Here is a 21,010-nt window from a genome sequence, read left to right as displayed (position 1 = left end):
TAATCAAAAGTAAGCATGACAGCTTTCAAAAAAAAGTTGAAGATGGATTAATATCGACGAACAACTTTATTTCCTTAGGGATGGAAAATTTTTGCATTAAATTTTCTAGAACTAAATTGAGAGGAATCATAGAGGGGCCTCGTAGCAAAAATTGATATCGGTAAAGATCTTTGATTTTTGCATATCCACAGGGAATAACAGGATTAAATTCGTAGTGTTGGGGAAGTTGAAAAATGAGTAATTCTCGAAACTTCTGAGCAATTTCATATGTTTGATCGGGTTGCTTTCCACTAAAGGTTAATTTGGCGAGATGGGAAAAAGGAGGATAGTGGAACATTTCACGCACAGCAATTTCTTCTTCGTAAAATCCTGCGTAGTCTTGCTTGGCAGCATGCTGAATAGTAGAATTTTCAGGCATGGAAGTTTGAATAATGACTTCCCCTTTTGTCACACCACGACCTGATCGACCTGCCACTTGTGTAATTAGCTGAAAAATTGTTTCAGAAGCTCGGAAATCGGGAATATTAAGTCCTGCATCACTATTAAGAACGCCAACAAGGGTGACTTCTGGAAAATGTAATCCTTTTGCGATCATTTGTGTACCAATCAATACATCCGCTTTTCCAGTTCCAAAATCACGGAGTAATTTTTGATGGCTTCCTTTGTGTTTCGTAGTATCAGCATCAATTCGCATTGTTCGTATTTGAGGAAAAATAGCATGAAGGGCTTTTTCAACATGCTCTGTTCCAGCTCCTCGAAATTTAAGGTGCTTGGTTCCTCGACAGGAAGGGCATTCTTTAGGGGGTGGAGAAATTTGATAACCACATAAATGGCAGGAAAGATGATTGTCTCCTAAATGAAATGTTAAAGGAATTTCGCAATGAGTGCATTTAACAATATGAGAACAATCTTGACATAGAAGCGTTGTATGGTAGCCTCTCCGATTGAGAAATAAAATGACTTGTTCACCTTGTTTTTGCCTTCTTTCAATTCCAGACAATAAAACTTCAGAAAAACTTGTCAACGTTTTTGCTCGTTCAAATTCTTTTCTCATATCGACAATAGTCACGTCTGGAAGGGTAGCTACATCTGCTCGTTTGTGTAAAACACTCAAGGCATATTTTCCATTGAGAGCATTATAATAGCTTTCTAGACTTGGCGTTGCACTTCCTAACACAACAGTTGCTTGAGCGAGTTTCCCACGCATCACGGCAACATCTCTAGCTTGATAGCAAGGCGACATTTCATTTTGCTTATAAGATTGCTCATGTTCCTCATCAACAATAATTAATCCTAAATTAACTACTGGGCTGAAAATGGCTGAGCGAGCACCAACAATAATTTTAGCTCGCCCTTCACGAATTTTATGCCACTCATCTCGTCTTTCACCTTCGCTTAATCGATGATGTAAAATGGCAATTTTTTCTGCAAAACGACTTCTAAAACGTTGAATCGTTTGTGCTGTTAAAGAAATTTCAGGAACGAGCATGATCGTTCCTTTTTCTAACTTCAGAGCTTTTTCTATTGCTTGGAGATATATCTCTGTTTTTCCACTTCCTGTTATACCGTGGATTAAATGGGTCTGAAAGATTTTTGCATTTAAAGAGGCATCGATCTTATTTAAAGCTACCGCTTGATCTTCATTCAATATTTTGGGTTTAGTCATAAAGTAGTCTTCATCCACAAGCGGAGAACGGTCAATTTTGATTGTTTCGACAATAAGAAGTTGTTGTTTGGCTAAAGATAAAACACTACTTCGAGAACTTTTGCTTTCTTCCAGAAGCTTAGAAAGTAAAATGCCATTTTTCACTTGCAACATAACTTCCAATACAGAAGCCTGCGCTGGCTTTTTCTCTCTAATATCAACACAAACCTGTCTAAGGATTTCTTTAGATTTGCCCCGTACAACAAAAAGTTGTTCTTTTTCTTTCATTCCTTTGCGTACACTGGGGGGTAAAATAATACGGAAAATATCTCTTAACGGAGCACAATAATATTTTGCTACCCATAAAGCGAGCTTAAATAGTTCTTCGGGAACAAGAGGAGTCTCGGATAATAAACGTGTAATTGGTTTGATATTTTTAAAGTTGGAATCTGATTTAATTTCCACAATATAGCCTGTCCTTGAGTGTCCTCGAACAGGAACTTCTACGCGACTTCCTTTTTGAGCTGCTTCTAATTGCGAAGGAACAATTCCATAATCTAATGTTTTGTCAATCGATATATCTAAAATAACCGAAGCAATAGCGGCAAAAGTTTTCATTTTTAGCTAGTTGTTGAGATTTTCGTGAGAGGTGTTAATTCATTACATATAGCTCTCCACAAGAGAGATTTTAGCTGAGGTTCTTTAAGGTAAAGATCTAGATCGGAGAGCAAAAGAAGGGGAGTTTGTTGAAGGAAATGTTTGCCTAGTTTAGGTTCTTCTCTATAATAACTCATTAAATCTGGTTGTAAATAGAGATGATAATCACTGGCAATGACAAGGCATAGTTCTTTAGCTTCGAATAATTTATTCCATTGTTTTTCTTTTTCCAATTTTAATGCAGAGACGACTCTTGATGGAGCAAAACGTAAACTAATTGCTTTAGCAATATTTTTTAAAAGTTTTAAATGACTTTCCTGGTTACCAAAAGAGAGAATCACGATGGACGGTACTTGCCGTTCGTACGTCCATTTATTCATTAATTTTTTGGCAAATTGATCATTTGGAATAGTGCTAGAAAGTGTATAAGAGGGGAAATTTTTTTTTAAAATTTCTTTGAACTCTTGATTTTCAATTGTAGGAGAAACGGCAACCATGGGTTCTAAAGTAAGAAGAGGAGGAAATTTTGTTTTTTCAACTTGTTTTAAAATCTCAGGCTCTTTTTTTTGTAGCTGAGGGCTTTCAGGTTCAGTGGTAGTGGGTTGAGGATTAGGGGAGAAAATAGTAAGGGGAGGTGTAGACGGCCGCAAATCTGGTGAAGTAGGCGGCTTTGAATAAGGGTCAGTAGAAAAAGAAGAAGGGGGGGGGACTTGTTTGACGTTATTAGAGGAGGCAAAAGATTGATTTTTAATTGATTGTTGATTTTTTAGAGAATGGCTTAAAAAAGGTTTAAAATGTGCGTAAGAGTTAGGAAAACTTAAGAGAGTTTCATTTAGTTTATGCTCTCTAGCTAGAAAGAGTCGTGTTAATGATAAAAGCTGTGTATATTTTTCCCTAATATTTTCCATTTACAATCCCCTTTGAAGCATTTGTCTTTTCTCTAAATTTAAATAATGGAATCCCCTTTGCTCATACCGTTGTATTAAGAGAGGGAGTAAAGTATTTTGTTTAGCGAAAGATTTGAAATGTTTATAAGTCCATTCTTCTCCATAAACTTTAACAAGTTGTTCTTTTTTTCTGATTAAGAAATAAATCACATTTTCATTGTTCCAATACAAATTTGCAACTTTAGGAATTTGTTTAGCGGTAACGTTAAATAATTTCAAAAGCTGTTTAAAAGAACGGTGAAAATAAGGGGGAAAAGTAACTTTGGCTTTTACCATTTGGCACAATTGAAAAGTATGAAGAAGGTTCATTTGATGATTAGCGAGATGCCACGTTTGGTAAACAGAATCATAAAGTTTTAAATGAGATGGGGTGAGTGAAGGATTTTTTGAAAATTGTTCACAGTAGTCTTTCATTTTTGTTAAAGGGCCTTTAATCCATTTAGATATCGTAATATGCTCTTGGTTGGGGTGCGTTCCTAAAAGCTGATTAAGTAAGTGAAGTAAGGGAGAAATAGAGTAATCTATTTTTCCTGGCGGGAAATGATGATGATCCATCCATTTTTGAATATGGCAAACAAACTGGTGAACGTTTAGAAATTCCATGATGACAAATTGAATCAATAATGAATTATCTTGATAGTATGCGTTGAAGTGTTTGGTCGGCCCTGGAATTTGTGTAAACACGCCTCAACCTGCTTTCATTTGCTAAAAGCTTAGCATACGAAAAAGAAAACTTAAATAAAAATATAAAAACGAGAATTTTCAAAAAATAAATACATTTATTTAATAAATAAACTAATTTACTTATGAAATATACTAATGAATAACAAAAAAGATTAAGGTTGTTTAATAACTATTTTTGATTTTATTTAGCAACCGCGTAACTTTTAATTACGCGGTCGAAATAGTTTAAACTATTTGACTAGCAAACAACGATTAAGATTTTTTTTGCGACGAATTTTTTGAGTGTTCTGTTTTTTGCTGATGTTGTTGCTTTTGATTAGGATTTTGTTTTTGTGGCTGAGGTTGTTTTTTATCCATAGAAGCCTCCTTAAAATTTTTGACTGCTTTTTAATTGTCGTGGCTAGTAGCCATACTTGTCTACTGTATACCATGAGACTGAAACAGCATGTGTTTTAATTAACACTCCTTTATCTATTCATTTTTTTAAATTCGTTGTCAATAAAAAAATAAATTATTTTAAAAAAATAAATTATTTTTTTATCTAATCAACTAACTGTAAACAACTTATAATAAAAAATATTTTAAGTGGAAATTAGAGTTTGAAAAATTTTGAGTAAAAACATTGATTTATGATTGAAATAAGTTCAATTGAAAGTCAGTTGAAGGAACTTTTACTTTAGAAACCATACTCTTTTTTGAACGGGTAGGCTCAAAAGCGCTCTTACGATTCGCATTTTCTTCCAAATGTTCTAAAATTTCTTTAGAACGGTTTAAAACGGCTTGTGGAAGCCCAGCTAGGCGAGCAACGTGGATTCCATAGCTTTTGTCAGTTCCTCCTTTGATGATTTTTCTTAGAAATGTAATGTGATCGTCCGCTTCATGAACAGCAACGTTGTAATTAACAGCACCTGGAACCTTCTCTTCTAATTTTGTAAGTTCCCAGTAATGAGTTGCAAATAATGTTTTAGCCATCCTTTTTTCTGTTGTTAGAAGATATTCTGCCACAGACCAAGCAATTGATATGCCGTCATATGTACTTGTTCCCCGACCGATTTCATCTAAAATAACGAGAGATTGAGAAGTGGCATTGTTTAAAATATTTGCCGTTTCAGTCATTTCAACCATAAAAGTTGACTGTCCTCTAGATAAATCATCACTAGCACCTATTCGTGTAAAGACTTTATCGATAATTCCTATGTGAGCTTTAGCTGCTGGAACGAAAGAACCTATTTGAGCTAAAATGACAATTAAAGCTACTTGTCTCAGATATGTCGATTTTCCTGCCATGTTAGGGCCTGTGATTAAGAGCAATCGATTAGCTTGATCATCTAAATACGTGTCATTGGGAATAAATTTTTCATGCCGGCACACTGTCTCGATTACTGGATGCCTTCCTTCTTCGATCACAAGAATGGAGCTGTCATCAATGACAGGACATGTGTAGCAATACTTTTTTGCTACATTGGTTAAAGATATTAAACAATCAATTTTAGCTAATGCTTGAGCGACTTCTAATACATTTTTAGTATATGAAGCAACTTCTAAACGAAGTTGGTGAAAAAGTTCACTTTCAATAGAGTTGATGCGTTCTTCCGCTGTTAAGACTTTGCTTTCATATTCTTTTAACTCAGGTGTGATATACCGTTCAGCATTAACAAGGGTTTGTCGACGTATAAAGTGATCAGGCATTTTATCTATTTGACCACGACTGACTTCGATAAAATAACCAAACATTTTATTAAAACCTACTTTCAGGGTTTTAATACCGGTTTCTTCTCTGATTTGAGTTTGGTAACGAGCCATCCAAGCTTTACTGTCATGACTGATTTCTCGCAATTCATCTAATTCACGATGAAAACCTTGTCGGAACGTTTTCCCTTCACCAAGTCTTAGAGGCGGCTCTTCTACGATTGCATTGGATATTAATGCATTCATTTTAGATAGAGGATCAAGTTTTTGTGCGTGCTCATTTATCCATTCTGAAGGAATGTTTAACAAAAGAGATTTAATAAATGCAATGGGCTTAAAAGAAAAATGAAGAGCTATAAGGTCCCGAGGCGTAGCGTAGCAAGCACTGACTTTCATCATCAAGCGTTCAATATCTTTAATTTGAAGGAATAGATTTTGTAATTGATCTACAATGTGTTCGTGATTTAATAGAGCTTGGATTCCATTTTGCCTTTGATGAATCTCAGAAACTTTTAAAAGAGGTTGCTTAACCCAATGATGCATGAGCCGAGCGCCCATAGGAGTCTGCGTTTGATCAATGACACCTAGCAATGTATGACGTCTACTTCCGTCTTGTAGAGAATGCGTTAGTTCCAGATTACGCTGTGTCATTCGATCTAACATCATAAACTGGGAAGAAGAATAGCAACGAATGCTTTGAATATGTTGGATTGGTAGACACAGTGTTTCTTGTAAATAATTTAATAAAGCTCCTGCGGCATTGATAGCTGCAACCATTCCGCTTAGTCCAAAACCATCTAAGCGTTGAACCTTGAAATGATTAATAAGGAAATCATGTGCTTGTTGATGCTCAAATTGCCAGTCTTCTAATGTATTGACTAAAAAAGAATATGTTTGTTGCATTTCTTCAAACAAAGAAGCATGTTTTTCTTTGAATTTTTCAGAAGTTAAAAATTCAGCAGGGTGCAAACGATAAAGTTCATTTAAAAGTTCTCTTTCTTGCGTAAATTCACTCACCCAATATTCACCAGTCGTCAAATCTAAAAAAGCTAATCCAAAAATTTGCCCCACTTTTACTAAGGCAGCAAAAAAATTATTGTTTTTGTCGGAAAGAAGAGAGGAGTTAATAACTGTTCCAGGAGACACAACACGAACAACTTCGCGCTTGACTAAGCCTTTAGTTTTTTTAGGATCTTCTATTTGTTCTGCAATGGCAACTCGAAATCCTTTAGCGACAAGTTTATCGATATATCCTTCACTTGTATGAAAAGGAATTCCACTCATGGGAATTTCTTGCCGTTTAGTCAATGTCAGCTCCAACTCCTTAGATAGCAGATGAGCGTCTTCATAAAAAGCTTCATAAAAATCACCCATCCGAAAAAATAAAATGGCATCGCCCGCCATTTTTTTACAGGCGTGCCACTGCATCATCATGGGTGAAATTTTACTTTCATCAAGGGAATGTTGTTCAAAATCAGACATAAATAAACTTATTTTTAATTGAAAAATAAACAAAATTTTATGAATTTTTAAGAACTATACCAAACTTCAGTAATAAAAGTACAATTTAGATAAATTTTTGTTTTTGAAATGAGGTGTTTTGGGATCAATCTTATAGAAAAATCCCTAACCATAAATGCAACGGATGAGTTCATTCATTTAGATGTAACAAACAAAATCTGCATTTAAGAATATATCCATGTCTTAAATAACAAAGGGAATAATTTTATAAGGGACTCTTTGACAATAAATTTTCCAATCTTCCCCATATTTTTTTGAGCAGCGTTGATCATCTCTAAAGGCGCGATCAGTTAATAAAATGGTTAAGAAAACAAAATAAAAATAGGGTAGAAAATTCTCAAATAGAGCTGGTGCACTCCAACAAAAGGCTCCAAGCAGTTCAGGAAGATAATGAAAATGTCTAGACAAACCCCACCAGCCAGAGGCAAGTAAAAGATTTTGTTTCGATTCTCCTGTTTGTGTTGTATATTTTGCAACTGTCAAAATGGGTTCTTTCCCCCAAATACGGCAATTTCCTTGATTTTTTCTCACTAATTGTCTTTGGCGATCTGCCAAATAGTTAACTAAAATTCCAATCACCCCAACGACAAATAATAAACTGGATAGAGCTAAACCTAAGTGATTGGGGTGATCAACTAAATAGAGAGTGGGGGATGTATAAATACCTGGAACCCAAACAAGGCATCCCCAACAAATATAGTAACCAGCTCTGTCGTGCATGATATCTAACGAACGAAGGTAGCCTGGTTCCCAGATAAAAAATTTTGTAATATAAATCAGTTGGAGAGCTACTGCAACAAACATGGAATCGCTTAATCCATCAAGCTGTTGTTGTTTAGCAGCAAAAGAAATCACAATTAAAGCCCAGCTCATCATTCCAAATCGACAGTTAGTAAATTGCTTAATATCCCAACCGAGTAAGCGAGGGTAAAGTTCCATTCCCCAATAATAATCAAAAATGATATTTCCCGATCCTCCAACATCGCCATTTGAGGGAAAATAATGCCCTTTTAGGACAAGAAAAAAGCAAAAGCATAAACTAAATATATTCAAGGCTCCAAGTAGACCCGGAAAATTGTCATAAATAATTGTTGGAGCAAACAGTTGGTAATAATAGGATGCGATTAAAAAAATGGAGATCGTAACAATAAAAGCAGAAAACCCATTTGCCTTATAAAGGGGAACGTGTCCAGCAGGAGTGATTGGTCCCTCATAGCGCTCTCCAGGCAGAATGCGCATTAAAATAAGCTGAAGAGAAGCAAGAATTACTAACATTGTCCAGGCTATAGAAGTTCCAAAAAAATAAGGAAACCAAATCGTTTTTAATGTGGAAAGAAAACCTTGTTGCCAAGCAAATTCTGTAAAACGAAAAAGAGAGCCTTCTAAATAAGTATTGGTGTACCAAAAAGCAAACACAGTGGGAGGGCAAAGTAATAAAAGAATCAAAGGACCAAAAGTTTGTCGAAAAAAAGATGTTTGTGTTGGCAACATGTGGCCTCGCGAGAGAGAATTTACTAATTTTTTCTAGAATATGTTTGGTAATGCATAGCATTTCAATAAGAATTACTCAATTAAAAATTCGGAAAAATCTTGTTTTTCTATTAAGATGATTGCTCTTTTGAATCTTCTAAAAAATTCCATCCTCCTCCTAAGGATTTATAAAGAGCAATATAGTGAAGAATTAATTGCATCTGGCTTTCATTAAAAGCTTCTTCTAATTCTATGAGAGCTCGATTAGTAAATTGAACTTCTAAATAATTTTTAAATCCTTTTAGATAAAGCTCTAAAGTGCCTCTTTGGGTTTCTTGAGCGGCGGAGTAAGCAACAGAAAGTTGTTGATGACGCTCTAATTCGTAGTGAAAAGAAGCAATAGCATTTTCAGTTTCTTCTAATGCCTCTAAAACTGTCTTCTGGTATTCAAATAAAGCTTGCTTGGTTTTAAGTTTATGATAATCAACATCTCGTTTCAATAAACGGCTATTAAAAATAGGCATTAAAAGCTGAGGATTTGCAAACCATGTACTGACCATTGTTGGGTTGAGAATGGATTTTAAATGAGGTGTAACCATTCCGACAAATCCTTTTAAGGAAAGTTTGGGGAAGAGAGCAGCTTCTGCGCTTCCAATACTTTCTGTGGCTGTTGCCAATTGTCGCTCAGCTCGCCTAATGTCTGGCCGCCTTCTCAATAATTCTGAAGGAATACCGATAGGTTTTTCAACAGGTAAACAAGGAAGATTAGAAAATTCCAGGAGTCCTTCCACTTCCCCTGGAAATTGTCCGAGCAGAATCGATAAATGATAGATTGTTTTTTGAATAGAGAATTCAATAACGGGTTTTCGAGCTTTTAGAGTGGCCAGTTGTTGTGTGGCAGTCAAAATATCAATCGAATTTGCCATTCCGATTTGGAGAAGTTCTTCGGTTAGATGAAGAATATCAGCTTGAGATTCAATCTGTTTATTGAGGAGAATCAATTTATGCTGTAAATGTCTTAGTTCAATATAATTTCTTCCAATTTCAGCTGAAAGAGTCACCCATATGTCATTAAAATTTTCCTCGTTGGCTTCAATTTGTGCTTCTAACGCATTCATTTCATATTGATTTGATTGAAATAAATCAATTTCCCAATCTGCATCAAAACCAATTTCAAATAAATTTAACTTAGAGGAATTGGTTTTTAGTTTATTTTGAGAATGTTTTAAAATCCTATTCAAGACTACGTTTTGATGAGATTCTATATGACTGTAACTACAAGACATATCTACATGTGGATATAAATCGCTATTTTTACCTTTTCTTTGTAGTCTAGCTTCGAGAATTCTTGTTCCGGCAAGATAGAGATCTAGATTTTGAAAAGCAGCTAATTTTATTAATCGATTTAATATAGGATCATTTAATGATTCCCACCAAATAAGGTGTTTGGGCGAATTTGTATGCATTCCGTCAGAAAGAGGGCTATTCCATTCATAAGGGATATCAAGTGAAGGTGGAACATAGCTTCTATGAGAACAGCAACTCGTTAATAAACTTGTAAAAATTAAAAAAGAAAAAAAGTTAATCCGCATTTCTTATTTCCAAGGGTATTCAGCTTGAATAAAAACATCCATCACCTGTCCAACAAAAATATTTTGATCATTTTCCTTAAAGCGGTAAGTCACTTTTAACACTTTACTATCCACTTTTTCCGTTAGGTTATTAGTAAAATTTTGTTTGTTAACCAAATAAGGTTCGAATTTGATGAACTCAAGTTGAAATTTGATATTAGAATCCCCTTGCAAAAAGGCAACTGCTGGGGCATCTGATTTAAAATAGGGGGCATTAAATTGGTTAATGCTTACCTCTAAATGTTTTTCATTGGTGTTACCAAGGACAATCATAGGCATTTTAGAGCTATCTTGCCCAGCATATTCTCCTTCATGAATGTTGATTTGCAAAATTCTACCAATGATTGGTGAGCGAAGAAGTGTTCTCTCTATATCTATTTTGGCAGCATTCATGCGAGCTTTCGTTTGAAGGGCCTCTAGTTGCGCGATTTTTAGATCCGGTAGCCAGGTTCCGGCTTGGATTTTCTCCATATTTGCTTGCATTTGATTTTTATTAACTTCAGCCTCTTGATAACGAAACAGACGACGGTTCATTTCTTCTTGGCTTAATGCGCGACTATCTTGCATTCCACGCGTCATTTCATATTGGTTTTTAGCAAGAAGGTACTCAATGTCAGCTTTTTTTAATGAGGCTTCAGCAGATTGAAGATCTTCTTTTCTTGGAAAAGATTCTAATTTTTGAACATGAGCTTGAGCGATTTGATAAGCTAATTCTTGTATTTTTAAGTTGGCTTCTAAATCGCGATTTTCAAATTGAATGAGCGGATCGCCTTGATGCACTTCATTGCCGACAGTCACAAAAATTTTATCTACAATTCGATTGATGGGGGTTCCAATAAAAATATTTTCGCTACCAGCTTCGACAACTCCTACAGCAGCAATGTAAGAACTAAAAGGAGACACGGGTCTTTTGATGTTTAAAACCTTAAGGGCTTCTTTGGGGTGAGATTCTTTCCACATGGAAAAAACAATTAAAAATAGGGAAGCTATGCTCAAAGCACAAATAATAAAAAAGTAAGATCGTTTCATATTTTTCCAGATGATAAGATTTGTCCATCACTCATTTCAACAACTCTATCCGCAAATGAAAATATGCGATGATCATGAGTGACGACTAAAATAGCTTTTGAATGATTAGACGAAAGTTCTTTTAATAGATTCATAGCTTCTATTCCTGAAGTTTGATCTAGAGCGCTTGTTGGTTCATCGCAAACAATGATTTTAGATTCATTTGTCATGGCTCGAGCAATAGCAACACGTTGTTGCTGCCCTTTAGACAGAGAAGCGGGAGATACGTGAGACCGATGGGCCATTTTAAGGTATTCTAAAAATTGCCTAGCTTTTCTTTCGGCCGCTTCTTGGGTATGCCCAGCGACAAGAAGAGGAAGAGAGACATTCTCTAAAACGGTCAAAGTGGGAATCAAAAGTAAGGATTGAAAAACAATTCCTAGTTGATCTCGACGAAATAAAGCTTTTTCTTTTTCGCTCATCCGATGAATTTCATGTTCGAATAAATAAAGTTCGCCTTCATCTGGTGTGAGAATTGTCGAAATAATGGATAATAAAGTTGTTTTTCCAGATCCTGATGGCCCTACCAAAAGGGTGAGCTCACTTTGATGTATGTCAAGATTAATTCCTTTTAAAGCATCGACTCGATTCTCTTTTGTTCCATAACTTTTTGTAATTCCTCGACATTTAACTGCTATTTCTTTCATGAAATCCTTTCTGATAAATATTTTAAAAGTGCTTTGTAAGTAGGAAATAGAATTTCATAAAAGATTTGTTTAATTACCCATCAACACTTTAGAATCGGCTGTTGAGACCTTCCGAATGCATAACATTGTTGTAAGAAAGCAGATTAAAAGAACAATAACCGCTGTGAACAGCAATAATTGCCAAGGAAATAAAAAAGCCAAGGTAGTTCCTTGAATAGCCTCTCCCCAAAGCAGGGTAGCTCCTATGCCAAGGGAAAAACCAATGAGTCCAGCCAATAGAGCTTGCACAATAATCATGTTAAAAATCATTTTTTTTGTTCCGCCCACAGCTTTAATTAAAGCATAGTACATTAAGTTTTCAAGCGTCATACTATAAAAAATTTGCCCTGCAATTGAAAAACCAATGATGATTCCTAGTGCTACTGATAAACCAAAATTAATTAAAATGCCTGTTTTTAGGAAGGATTCAATGATTTTTGATTCGAATTCTTCTTTGGTTAATGCATTTAAATTAGGATGAGCATTAATTTTTTGTTTGACTTCTTCGACACTTTTATTTGGATTTGTTTTGGCGACAATAAATTCAATTCTATCGCCTATAAGAGGATTGAAATATTTAAATTGAGTGTAGGAAGAAAATAAAATGGGCTGAGGATAAAAACCTTGCGTAATTTTACAAATTCCTACAACGACTGCTCGACGGTTGTTGATTTCAATTTCATCGCTTATTTTTAATGGACGTTTTTTTCCTTCACTCGTTATGGTGGCTAGAGAGCTATGTGCCGCATATACGTCTACAATCACTGCTCCTTCTCGTCTTAAATCTTTAACGTTACCCTCAATTATTTCTACCGGGGCACCAATTAAAGTTGCATCGTCAATACCATATAATTTACAAACTTCAAATGTCCTACTAGGAGTGATTAAAGAAACATTAGAGCGACTAATAGGAACTGCCCAATCTACACCAGGAGTACTTCGAACAATATCTAAATATCCCTCGGGCATAGATCTTACTCTGTCATCGCTTTCAGTTGCAGGATCAGTCACCCAAATATTTGGAGCAGGAATGTCTGTAACCATTCGATAAGATCTAGTGAGTAGTCCTAAAAAAATAGCTGATTGCTGAGAAACAAGAAGGGTTGTGAGAAAAATTCCAAAAATAACTCCCAAGCAAGAGGTTTTATTTCCAATCAACATTTTCAAGGCTAATAAAATCATGTTTGCTTAGTACTTTTGTTCGTTTGCGTGTTTCATAGCCAAAGTGATGAATCAATCTGCATCTATTTCAGAGTAAGGGTTGTAATAAGAACAAATCATTTTATCAAAGATCGAATCCTTTGCCAAATATAATTTTCATTTTATGTTAGATAGTGTAGTCACGAGACTTCTGCCCATATAGCAATACATCTAATATGGACTGCAGCCAAGAATGAGGCTGTGTTCTTTGCATAACGGGTTGCTATTCCTCTCCAGCGCTTCAAATGTAAAAATGCATTTTCCACCAAATGCCTTAACTTATAGAGATCTTTATCGTATTCTCGACCAGTTATGCGATTCTTTCGTGGAGGAATCACCACTTGCATTCCCTGACTTATAGCTTGCTCAACGATTGCGTCGCTATCATATCCTTTGTCTGCCAGTAACCGCTCAGCTGTAAGACCAGCGATCAAATTGCTTGCTTGAGTACAATCTGCTGTTGTGCCTTCTGTAATAATGACCCTGATCGGCAGACCATGCGCATCCACGGCAAGATGCAATTTTGTATTGAGCCTCCTTTTGTATGACTCATGCTCTGATTACCGCCTTTAGCTCCCGCTGCATGAGGATGCACTTTACAATGCGAAGCATCTATCACAAGCCATCCCAAGCCCCTCTTCTTCCTGGCAAATGAGGTTCCAGTAAATTCCAAACTCTGTCGGATATATCATGTCTTCTGTGCGTTTCCATAAGATGCTCCATTGATGAGCGTAGAAGAGTAGCACATTTAAGCATTTATTTCATTTCTCCTGACTACACTATCTAGCCAGCTTCAAGACAAAGGTATCGCACTTTAAATTTATATGATACTTTTTGGGTAACTCGCTTACAGCTTACTTATGACTTAAGAGAGCGCGTGATGCCCTATATAAAGATAAGGATTTTTAAAGTTACAGATGCAACAATTTTCAGTATACATGGGACTCAAAAGAAAAAAGAAGGAAACCAAACATTAAAAAAATAAAGAATGCAGGTTTATAAAGCTTATCACGTCTCATTTAGTCCCTTATTTCAAAGAAATTCCCCACCCGTTTTGACTATATAAGCAATTTTTTATGCTTGTAGGGGCAAAAATCTCTTTAAAAGACTTTGTTCTATTAAAAAAACGCCAGTTTAACGTAAGAAATCCTCAAAAATATTCTAGGAGCTTAAGCAGCTTCGATTTCTGTATTTAAAAAGAACAGTCGAGGTTTGGATGGATTCCAAGCAACAATTAGCAAGACCTGCCATCAGATGGCTAAGAAAGTTCCATCGACTTCGGCGCCGATGATGTTCTATCTGACAGCTACTTTTCAACAGATGATTCACACTTTCAATCATAGTCCTCTTTTTTAGCATGAGTTTATCCACTAACGTGATCCATTGATGTTTCATCTTCTTCTTTACTTTTGTGAAAAGATGAATTCCCTTTTGCATTAGAGTATTAGTCAGTTTTTCTGAAATAGACCCTATATCTGCGAATGCTTTTCCTTTCATCCCTTCTACCATTTCTGGAACGGGTTTGCGATCATCAATATTGCCAGTTGTCAACTTAAATGTGACAATCTCTGCATGATGATTAATCACAAGATGGAGCTTAAACCCAAAGAACCAACCGATGGTTGTTTTTTTCCCACTTAGCTTGGCTCTTTAAAGACACGATGGGAAGAGGCACGTTTGACGCAGGCAAACCGTTAATACTGTAGAGTCCATCAATAAAATCCCTTCACACATACCTTGGTGTTCTTGGATCAAGCAAAACATAGGGAAAAATGCTTCAAAGGTGAGTTGAACAAATCTTGAGTATCCAACAAGATGAGGGAATAAATATTTTAAAGTTGTTTTTACATGGTTTAAGTAGAAGTGTTTAAATGTTCTGTCATTGGAATGATGAAAGAGAAGCAAAACCGTTAACACTTCACTTAAAGATGTTCTAAAAGTTTTTTGCGGATTTTTCTTTTCGTCTACTCAATTTGTTTTTGGGAACACATTTGGTGAAATTGATTAGAAAAATCATCAACAAGACAAAACAGTTTGATCATCTCTATCTCTTTCATTTTGGTCTCTTTCCTTGGTTTTTGTTCTGGAAAACAAAATCTTCTAACAGAAAAGAGGCCTTTTTTCAACAAAGATCATTCAGAATATAGCCGGAAGATAGCTTACGTTAAACTGGCGTTAACTTAATACCATAGAGGTTCTGAATGAGCGCTAAGAACGAGATCATTGATCCTAAGAGCTACGCTTATGTTTTTGGAACATATTAAGAAAGATATTCAAGAGCCGCAACTGAGAGCGGCAATGTCAATTACCAAGGATTTCACAGATCTTTATTGCTGTGGCGTATAGGCAATAAGAATTTTCTGCCAAACTGTGAAGTATGAAGCCTGCACCTACACACTACTCGAGACTTTCAAGATACTTTAAAGTATCGGAAATCCGGTATACATTACGGCCAATTTCGTCTAACATCACGCTTATTAGTGGGCTAAAGCTTGAATTTGGAAAGGCAAAATAAAAAGTTGTGTTCTTAATTCGTTCTATTAGCTCGTCTGTATTGGCCTTTTTACCTTTGGAAAGCACTGTAAATTTTAACTGATCAGCTAAACGAATATAGGGTTGTTCAGCGAGAGCAAAAATAGCTTGAGGTTCCTCGGCTTTATAGAAGGTCATCCAATCTTCGATCGTAACCTCTGTAGTCGCACGATGTCCAAATTGTTCAATATAAGAGTTTCCAATTCGAGTGGATTTAATGCCGACAATCTTATCTTCTAAAAGAGTTTGCGTTAGCTGAGGAACAATGCATTTCCATAAAAAAACAAAAGCATTTGCTTCAGTAGTTTGCTCAGGGTCATTAAATACTTCACTCCAATAGTTCCTTTGAGTTTCCTCCAATTTCTCTAGCTTGCTTTTAAGATGCTCTATTTCCGCTTGAATTAATTTTCGGTTGGAACCTAATAAAAAAATATGGCCAGTTACTTTAAGGTTGTTTTGCAAATAAACCAATGTTTCAATTATTCGTGTTTCCATACGTTCAGTACGGGCTCCAAAAACAATACAGTGATCAACGGTCATTTCACTATCAATAGATTTTGGAAAAACGAAACCTAATTGCTGTAATAGTACATTGAAAGTTTGGCTGTATTTTTGCTTAGTAAGATTATCTTCTAAATGCCATCTTTCTGTTCCTTCTTTACGCAATAAGCCTCCTCGAATACCTTGAGATTGCTGGAGAATTGAATTCAGATCATACAAAGAATTTGCTGTTAAAGCTTTACAATCTAGCTCATCTAGCTGGATGAGTAATGTTAAGAGACTCTGAAACTGGGGTGCTAACACAATGGCGTGATTTGCCAAGTCATAGTTGAATAAATTAGACTCACCTAAGAGTAGTTTTGGATTAAGTTGAATAATTTTTTCAGTGGTTGAAGATAATTTATGCTTCAAGCCTTGTTTTTGGACATGATGATGAATTTCTGAAGAAACAGATGTGGTTGGATACACTTGCATGACTTTTCCCCTGCTTTTTTTTAATATTCCATAGTCATTTGCCTAGAATGTTAAGAGGAAAAACCAACTTAACAAATTCGATTATGTCTTTGGAAACAAATGAGAGGTTTTTTGCCAAGCTTTCTTGATTGCATTGATAATAATACTGCCACCTTGAAAAAAAACTTCCTCATTAGCTTCGAGTGTCTTACTTTTAAATCCTCTAAAAGTTTTATCTTCAAGTTCCAACATCGACTTCAACCAAATTCCTAAAAGCAAATCACAATGTGTTGGATCATAGTCCAGGTTTGTTGAAGCAAGATAAAATGTGTGGCTAATAATTAAACTATTGTCATGCACATGTCCAAAGTCATTGCCTTTGTTATAGTTATCTACGGACTTAAATTGTTTAGGAGGTTGGCTTAAATCACGAAGAGTACTAATTTTCCAACGGTTATCAATAACATCTAAGCATTTTTTTTGTTTAAATACTATAGCAACAATATCCGCAATTGCTTCATTTAATGCCCCTGCTTGTCCTTGGTTACCAAGTGGATTATGATTTTCAATCACGGCATGCGTCATTTCATGACACACAACATCTGGCTGAGAAGCAAATTCGTTATTAAAAGCGAAACATTCCTTTTTCCAAGGAGCATAATAGGCGTTTTTTTCAGGATAATGGACAAAAAATGGCGGGATCTTTCCTTCTCCATCTACACCGACTAGTTGAAAAGTAGTCCAATAAAATTTTTTTATTTCTTCCACTATTCCATGAATCGTTGAACAAAGTTTTCTTTCGTCTTCATTTTTACATTCAAGCGGTAGGTAACCTAGCTGTTTAAGTCCTCCACTGGTAAAGGAACCAATCTGTGTTTCTTGATAGAGTGAGGGACTATTAAAAGCTTCTGACAAAGATGCATATTTATTCATTTTTACTCCCGTGTTTTTTAATTTATTTAATTGAAAATTAATTTATTGGACTATTATAGCAGCAAGCAAAAAGCTTAAAATTTTACTTGAATTTTTCGATGCTTGTCATCCCAAAATTACCAACTTTTTTAGATTGTCAATTTAAAATTCTGAAAGCATCTTTGAAAGAATTTTATCATTTAAAAAATATAAGCTGGGGTCTTTTTTCCTTGATATTTTTCTATTGTAGCATCCTTGAAGAGATGGTTAGGCATTGCTACATCATTTAAAACTAATCACTGATCAACAAAATACTAACAACAGAGTGCTAATGGTATTTATCGTATAGTATTAAAATTTTTTAAGATAAATTACAAAGGATTTTTTGAAAAATGAATAAAGGTTAAAAAAATCAATCCCGCACATTTTTCTAATTTTCAAGAGCGCTTTCACATTTGCTTAAAGGCCTATTTGATAAAATAAGTTGATTCGGCGAAATATAGGCCTTGATTTCTTACTCTTCTTGACAATTTTCCAGTTTCAATACTTTAAAAAACGTGTGGGAACTGCGACTTCTTAAGAATCATTAACTTGATAGGTAACATAACCTTTTCCTTCACATCCCTCATGAGAAAGATACAAAGGTCCTGTAATCACATAGACGTTTTGCTGAAGCTTTGTCAAATCTCGTACATATCTCTCCCATTTAGACCAATAACCTCTATAGAATGAAGGACTCTGGGGGCACATATTGGTCAAAAAAAAGTATCTTCCATTATGTCAAAAGTTGAACGGTGATTCGTAGCTGGAGCCATATGTCCGCGATCAAATCCACTCCCTTTATAATCTGCTAAAGTGGCTCTTAAATGGAGAGGAATTTTTTCATCTTCTTTGAAGGCTATTTATCTCTTTTACCTAGATGTTTTCATAGAGAATTCACTTGGTTTTGATTTTCTATTGCCTTCTCAGTTCAAGCTCATTTTTCCGCTATTAAAAACCAACTTTTTCATCTTCAGTTTGGATTGGCGTGCAAATTGCACCGTAGGAGGGAAAAAAGGGAGTTTAGCTATGGTCAACCCAACCGGATCTTTTCCAAGTCATCCATCTCAAGGACAAAATATCCAACAACCTGCGTCGCAAGCTGCAGAAGGGAAAAAAAGAAAACAAAAAGGGAAGGAAAAAATAGTCGAGAATCTCCAGCAAAAAACTGAAGAAGCGGCTCAGACCGCCATTCAAAGCTTATCTACGCCCAACTCATCTCCCCCTCATAAGTTGCCTAGGCGAACAAAAGAAGAAGAAGAGGCCTTAGAAGCCGAGGATACCAGTTCTTTGAATAGCAGCAGAAGTTTGCCAATAAAAAAAATCACTGAAAAAGAGAGTAAAGTTTATCAAGAAACTTTTCCGGCCGCAATGCCTTCTAGGGGAACAAGATCCAAAGCAGATGATAAAATAAACCAACCTAAACTTGAAAAGCGTTCTTCCTTTGGTTTAGAGAGCAATAGAGAAATTTATATCAATGCAAAAGAATTTATTGCAAAAGCTGTAGAACCATTTTTCCAAATTGATAAACCACTTTCTTTGAAGCTTGGTCAATTCATTGCTGAAATGGATGCCTATAACAATCATGGCGATAAAAATGAAAATCCCCCTGCAGAATTAATTGACATGCATGCGCAAGCGCGGCTACTTCTTTTTCTTCACATGGGCATAGCTTATTCTGGGTTGGAATGTCAAATTGATTGGCTACCAGCCAAAAAACAATTTTACATCGGCTCAGAACAAACAGGCACAGAAGCTTGTCACCATTCTTTATTTGCCGAAGTGAATGATACCTATCTTTATACGCTTAAAGAGTCTTTACTGGAAGCAGTACGCGCATTGCGTGAAAACCAAAGAGAAATTCCTCTTCCGTTAAAAGAAAGGCTCCTTGAGCTAAATGTCTCTAAAGAAGGGCTTCAAAAGACCATTAAAGCCATTTTAGACAATAAGATTCACGCATTTGATGGAATTGAAAATTTATGGAAGCAGACATTTTCTCTTTCTATAGAGGATCAAACCCTAGCAACAGAATCAAAAGTTTCTTTATTCCAATATATACAGGATAGAAATAGCCTATCGGAAGAAACGATAGGCAAACTGCAAACAATTGGGATTCCTAGAACTGTTATTAATGCATTCCTAAAAAATAAACGATTAAAGAGAGCGCATGTAGATGAAGTGTTTAAAAAGTGGGTGAATCCCTCTTTATGGGCAAACACTAACTTTTATTTTTTAAACCATCATACTTTAATAGCTCCTTCTGCCTTAAATAAAGTGGACGATTTAATTGAAAAAAAAGTACGCTTCGATGCTATGCAAATCCTTAATGCTATTGCCAAAAAAGAGATTAGCCCTTTGGAAGGCACTCAACAAGTAGGCAAACTCATTATTGCAAGCCTGGATGAAAGTCTAACGGTTATCCAAGAAAAAATTGCTTTAGTTTCCGCTTTAGAAAAAGAATTGGAGAAGCTGGGCAAACTTTTTAACGGGTTAGAGATTGCAAAAACTAGCGCTACCTACACCCCCCTGTACAAAAAGTTAGAAATTTTAAAAGAGGTGAAAAGCACCGTTAATGAACTCATGCGCATTCTCGATGCATTAGCAAATCTTAATCATTCTCCTTTCCATATAGCGGTTGTTGATTTTAAAATAGAAAAAGCAAGAATTAAAACAATGCAAGAAACGTTCAATGAATTTAGAACAGAGTTAACAGGATGGATGGATGAAACATTTGAAAATCGCTATCAACAGTATCGGCAAACCCCTTTTTTTCAACATCAAAAACAAATCGAGGGACTAACGATCACTATAGAGGAGAAAGAGAGGGAAAAAGAAGAGTTTGAGCAAGCATTGAAAGAAATGGATTTAACTCCTGAAGAAAAGATTATGCTGTTATCACTAGAAGAGAATGTACCAGAAAATTCAACTTTCCTAAATCTTGAACCTGAAAAAAAGCTAGATTTAGCTAAAAAATTATCATATGGCGAAGCTAAACGTTATGAAGCTTATAAAATTGCTATAGATAAATTTCTGGAAAAAACCGGCTTACAAAAGGATCTAGAGGAAATAAAGAGAATAATTCAGCAAAATCGACGTTTAATGCAGGAACTAGGAGAAGGGAAAGAGCCTGAAGATGCTTTTTTAAGAAAAAACTATACAAACACTTCAAAAGGAATAATTGAATGGTCAGCAAACTCTCTGTTTATATTAAGTCATTATCCTGTGTCTAGCGCCACGCTTACTTTTGTCAAAGATTTATTAAACCTACAATCCAAGGCTACTACTCAGCTTGTTGCAGAATTAAAGCAAACAGATTCTTCTATTTATGAAGAGGAAGCTTTAAAACAAGCCTTGATTAAACGGTCGACTGAATAG

The 21,010-nt window shown here is 35.5% G+C and carries 12 protein-coding genes and 3 pseudogenes; 1 reads left to right on the top strand and 14 read right to left on the bottom strand.

Going from position 1 to position 21,010, the window contains the following annotated elements; genetic code table 11:
- Window positions 1–25 precede the first annotated feature (25 nt).
- The 14 genes and pseudogenes from priA to PC_RS11730 all read right to left on the bottom strand — a co-directional run bounded on the left by priA (window position 26) and on the right by PC_RS11730 (window position 18,474).
- The gene (gene priA, locus PC_RS05900; RefSeq protein WP_011175775.1) at window positions 26–2,263 is read right to left on the bottom strand and encodes a primosomal protein N'; all 2,238 of its coding nucleotides are present in this window, start codon (window positions 2,261–2,263) and stop codon (window positions 26–28) included.
- A 2-nt stretch (window positions 2,264–2,265) separates the two neighbouring features.
- Complete coding sequence (locus PC_RS05895; protein ID WP_011175774.1) at window positions 2,266–3,210, bottom strand: hypothetical protein; 945 nt, start codon at window positions 3,208–3,210, stop codon at window positions 2,266–2,268.
- Window positions 3,211–3,933, bottom strand: a complete 723-nt coding sequence (locus PC_RS05890) for a hypothetical protein (RefSeq protein WP_011175773.1) — start codon at window positions 3,931–3,933, stop codon at window positions 3,211–3,213. It abuts the gene before it with no gap.
- A gap of 627 nt (window positions 3,934–4,560) precedes the next feature.
- A complete protein-coding gene (mutS, locus tag PC_RS05885) occupies window positions 4,561–7,104 on the bottom strand; it encodes a DNA mismatch repair protein MutS (protein WP_044045044.1) in 2,544 nt (847 codons plus the stop codon).
- A 222-nt stretch (window positions 7,105–7,326) separates the two neighbouring features.
- Window positions 7,327–8,634: a phosphatidylethanolamine N-methyltransferase family domain-containing protein gene (locus PC_RS05880; protein WP_011175770.1), complete on the bottom strand. Its 1,308-nt coding sequence runs from the start codon at window positions 8,632–8,634 to the stop codon at window positions 7,327–7,329.
- Between the two features lie 110 nt (window positions 8,635–8,744).
- The gene (locus tag PC_RS05875; RefSeq protein WP_011175769.1) at window positions 8,745–10,205 is read right to left on the bottom strand and encodes an efflux transporter outer membrane subunit; all 1,461 of its coding nucleotides are present in this window, start codon (window positions 10,203–10,205) and stop codon (window positions 8,745–8,747) included.
- A 3-nt stretch (window positions 10,206–10,208) separates the two neighbouring features.
- Complete coding sequence (locus tag PC_RS05870) at window positions 10,209–11,273, bottom strand: HlyD family secretion protein (protein ID WP_011175768.1); 1,065 nt, start codon at window positions 11,271–11,273, stop codon at window positions 10,209–10,211.
- Window positions 11,270–11,959 carry an ABC transporter ATP-binding protein gene (locus tag PC_RS05865; RefSeq protein ID WP_011175767.1) on the bottom strand — a complete coding sequence of 230 codons (690 nt, stop codon included), beginning with the start codon at window positions 11,957–11,959 and terminating at the stop codon, window positions 11,270–11,272. The genes PC_RS05870 and PC_RS05865 overlap by 4 nt, the downstream gene beginning before the upstream one ends.
- A 69-nt stretch (window positions 11,960–12,028) precedes the next feature.
- Window positions 12,029–13,180, bottom strand: coding sequence for an ABC transporter permease (locus PC_RS05860; protein ID WP_011175766.1), 1,152 nt, complete (start codon window positions 13,178–13,180; stop codon window positions 12,029–12,031).
- A gap of 158 nt (window positions 13,181–13,338) precedes the next feature.
- Window positions 13,339–13,909, bottom strand: a pseudogene (locus PC_RS11270) (IS5 family transposase).
- Between the two features lie 450 nt (window positions 13,910–14,359).
- Window positions 14,360–14,821: pseudogene (locus PC_RS09960) on the bottom strand (transposase); the annotation flags it as partial.
- 774 nt (window positions 14,822–15,595) lie between these two features.
- Complete coding sequence (locus tag PC_RS05840; protein WP_011175762.1) at window positions 15,596–16,705, bottom strand: hypothetical protein; 1,110 nt, start codon at window positions 16,703–16,705, stop codon at window positions 15,596–15,598.
- A gap of 81 nt (window positions 16,706–16,786) precedes the next feature.
- Window positions 16,787–17,617 carry a M4 family metallopeptidase gene (locus tag PC_RS05835; RefSeq protein ID WP_011175761.1) on the bottom strand — a complete coding sequence of 277 codons (831 nt, stop codon included), beginning with the start codon at window positions 17,615–17,617 and terminating at the stop codon, window positions 16,787–16,789.
- A 555-nt stretch (window positions 17,618–18,172) separates the two neighbouring features.
- Window positions 18,173–18,474 (bottom strand): annotated as a pseudogene (locus tag PC_RS11730) (DNA/RNA non-specific endonuclease).
- Window positions 18,475–18,664: 190 nt separating this feature from the next.
- On the opposite strand from PC_RS11730, the gene PC_RS05825 reads away from it, so the two are divergent.
- Window positions 18,665–21,010: a hypothetical protein gene (locus tag PC_RS05825; protein ID WP_079890465.1), complete on the top strand. Its 2,346-nt coding sequence runs from the start codon at window positions 18,665–18,667 to the stop codon at window positions 21,008–21,010.

The organism is Candidatus Protochlamydia amoebophila UWE25 (genome assembly GCF_000011565.2).
GTDB lineage: Bacteria > Chlamydiota > Chlamydiia > Chlamydiales > Parachlamydiaceae > Protochlamydia > Protochlamydia amoebophila.
This window is presented reverse-complemented; position numbering and strand designations above follow the sequence as displayed.

Bases quoted from the DNA above. Each gene is read 5' to 3' on its own strand.
- PC_RS05840 (WP_011175762.1), bottom strand. From the start codon at position 16,705: ATGCAAGTGTATCCAACCACATCTGTTTCTTCAGAAATTCATCATCAT.
- mutS (WP_044045044.1), bottom strand. From the start codon at position 7,104: ATGTCTGATTTTGAACAACATTCCCTTGATGAAAGTAAAATTTCACCC.
- PC_RS05865 (WP_011175767.1), bottom strand. From the start codon at position 11,959: ATGAAAGAAATAGCAGTTAAATGTCGAGGAATTACAAAAAGTTATGGA.
- PC_RS05880 (WP_011175770.1), bottom strand. From the start codon at position 8,634: ATGTTGCCAACACAAACATCTTTTTTTCGACAAACTTTTGGTCCTTTG.
- PC_RS05835 (WP_011175761.1), bottom strand. From the start codon at position 17,617: ATGAATAAATATGCATCTTTGTCAGAAGCTTTTAATAGTCCCTCACTC.
- PC_RS05825 (WP_079890465.1), top strand. From the start codon at position 18,665: ATGGTCAACCCAACCGGATCTTTTCCAAGTCATCCATCTCAAGGACAA.
- PC_RS05870 (WP_011175768.1), bottom strand. From the start codon at position 11,273: ATGAAACGATCTTACTTTTTTATTATTTGTGCTTTGAGCATAGCTTCC.
- PC_RS05895 (WP_011175774.1), bottom strand. From the start codon at position 3,210: ATGGAAAATATTAGGGAAAAATATACACAGCTTTTATCATTAACACGA.
- priA (WP_011175775.1), bottom strand. From the start codon at position 2,263: ATGAAAACTTTTGCCGCTATTGCTTCGGTTATTTTAGATATATCGATT.
- PC_RS05860 (WP_011175766.1), bottom strand. From the start codon at position 13,180: ATGATTTTATTAGCCTTGAAAATGTTGATTGGAAATAAAACCTCTTGC.
- PC_RS05875 (WP_011175769.1), bottom strand. From the start codon at position 10,205: ATGCGGATTAACTTTTTTTCTTTTTTAATTTTTACAAGTTTATTAACG.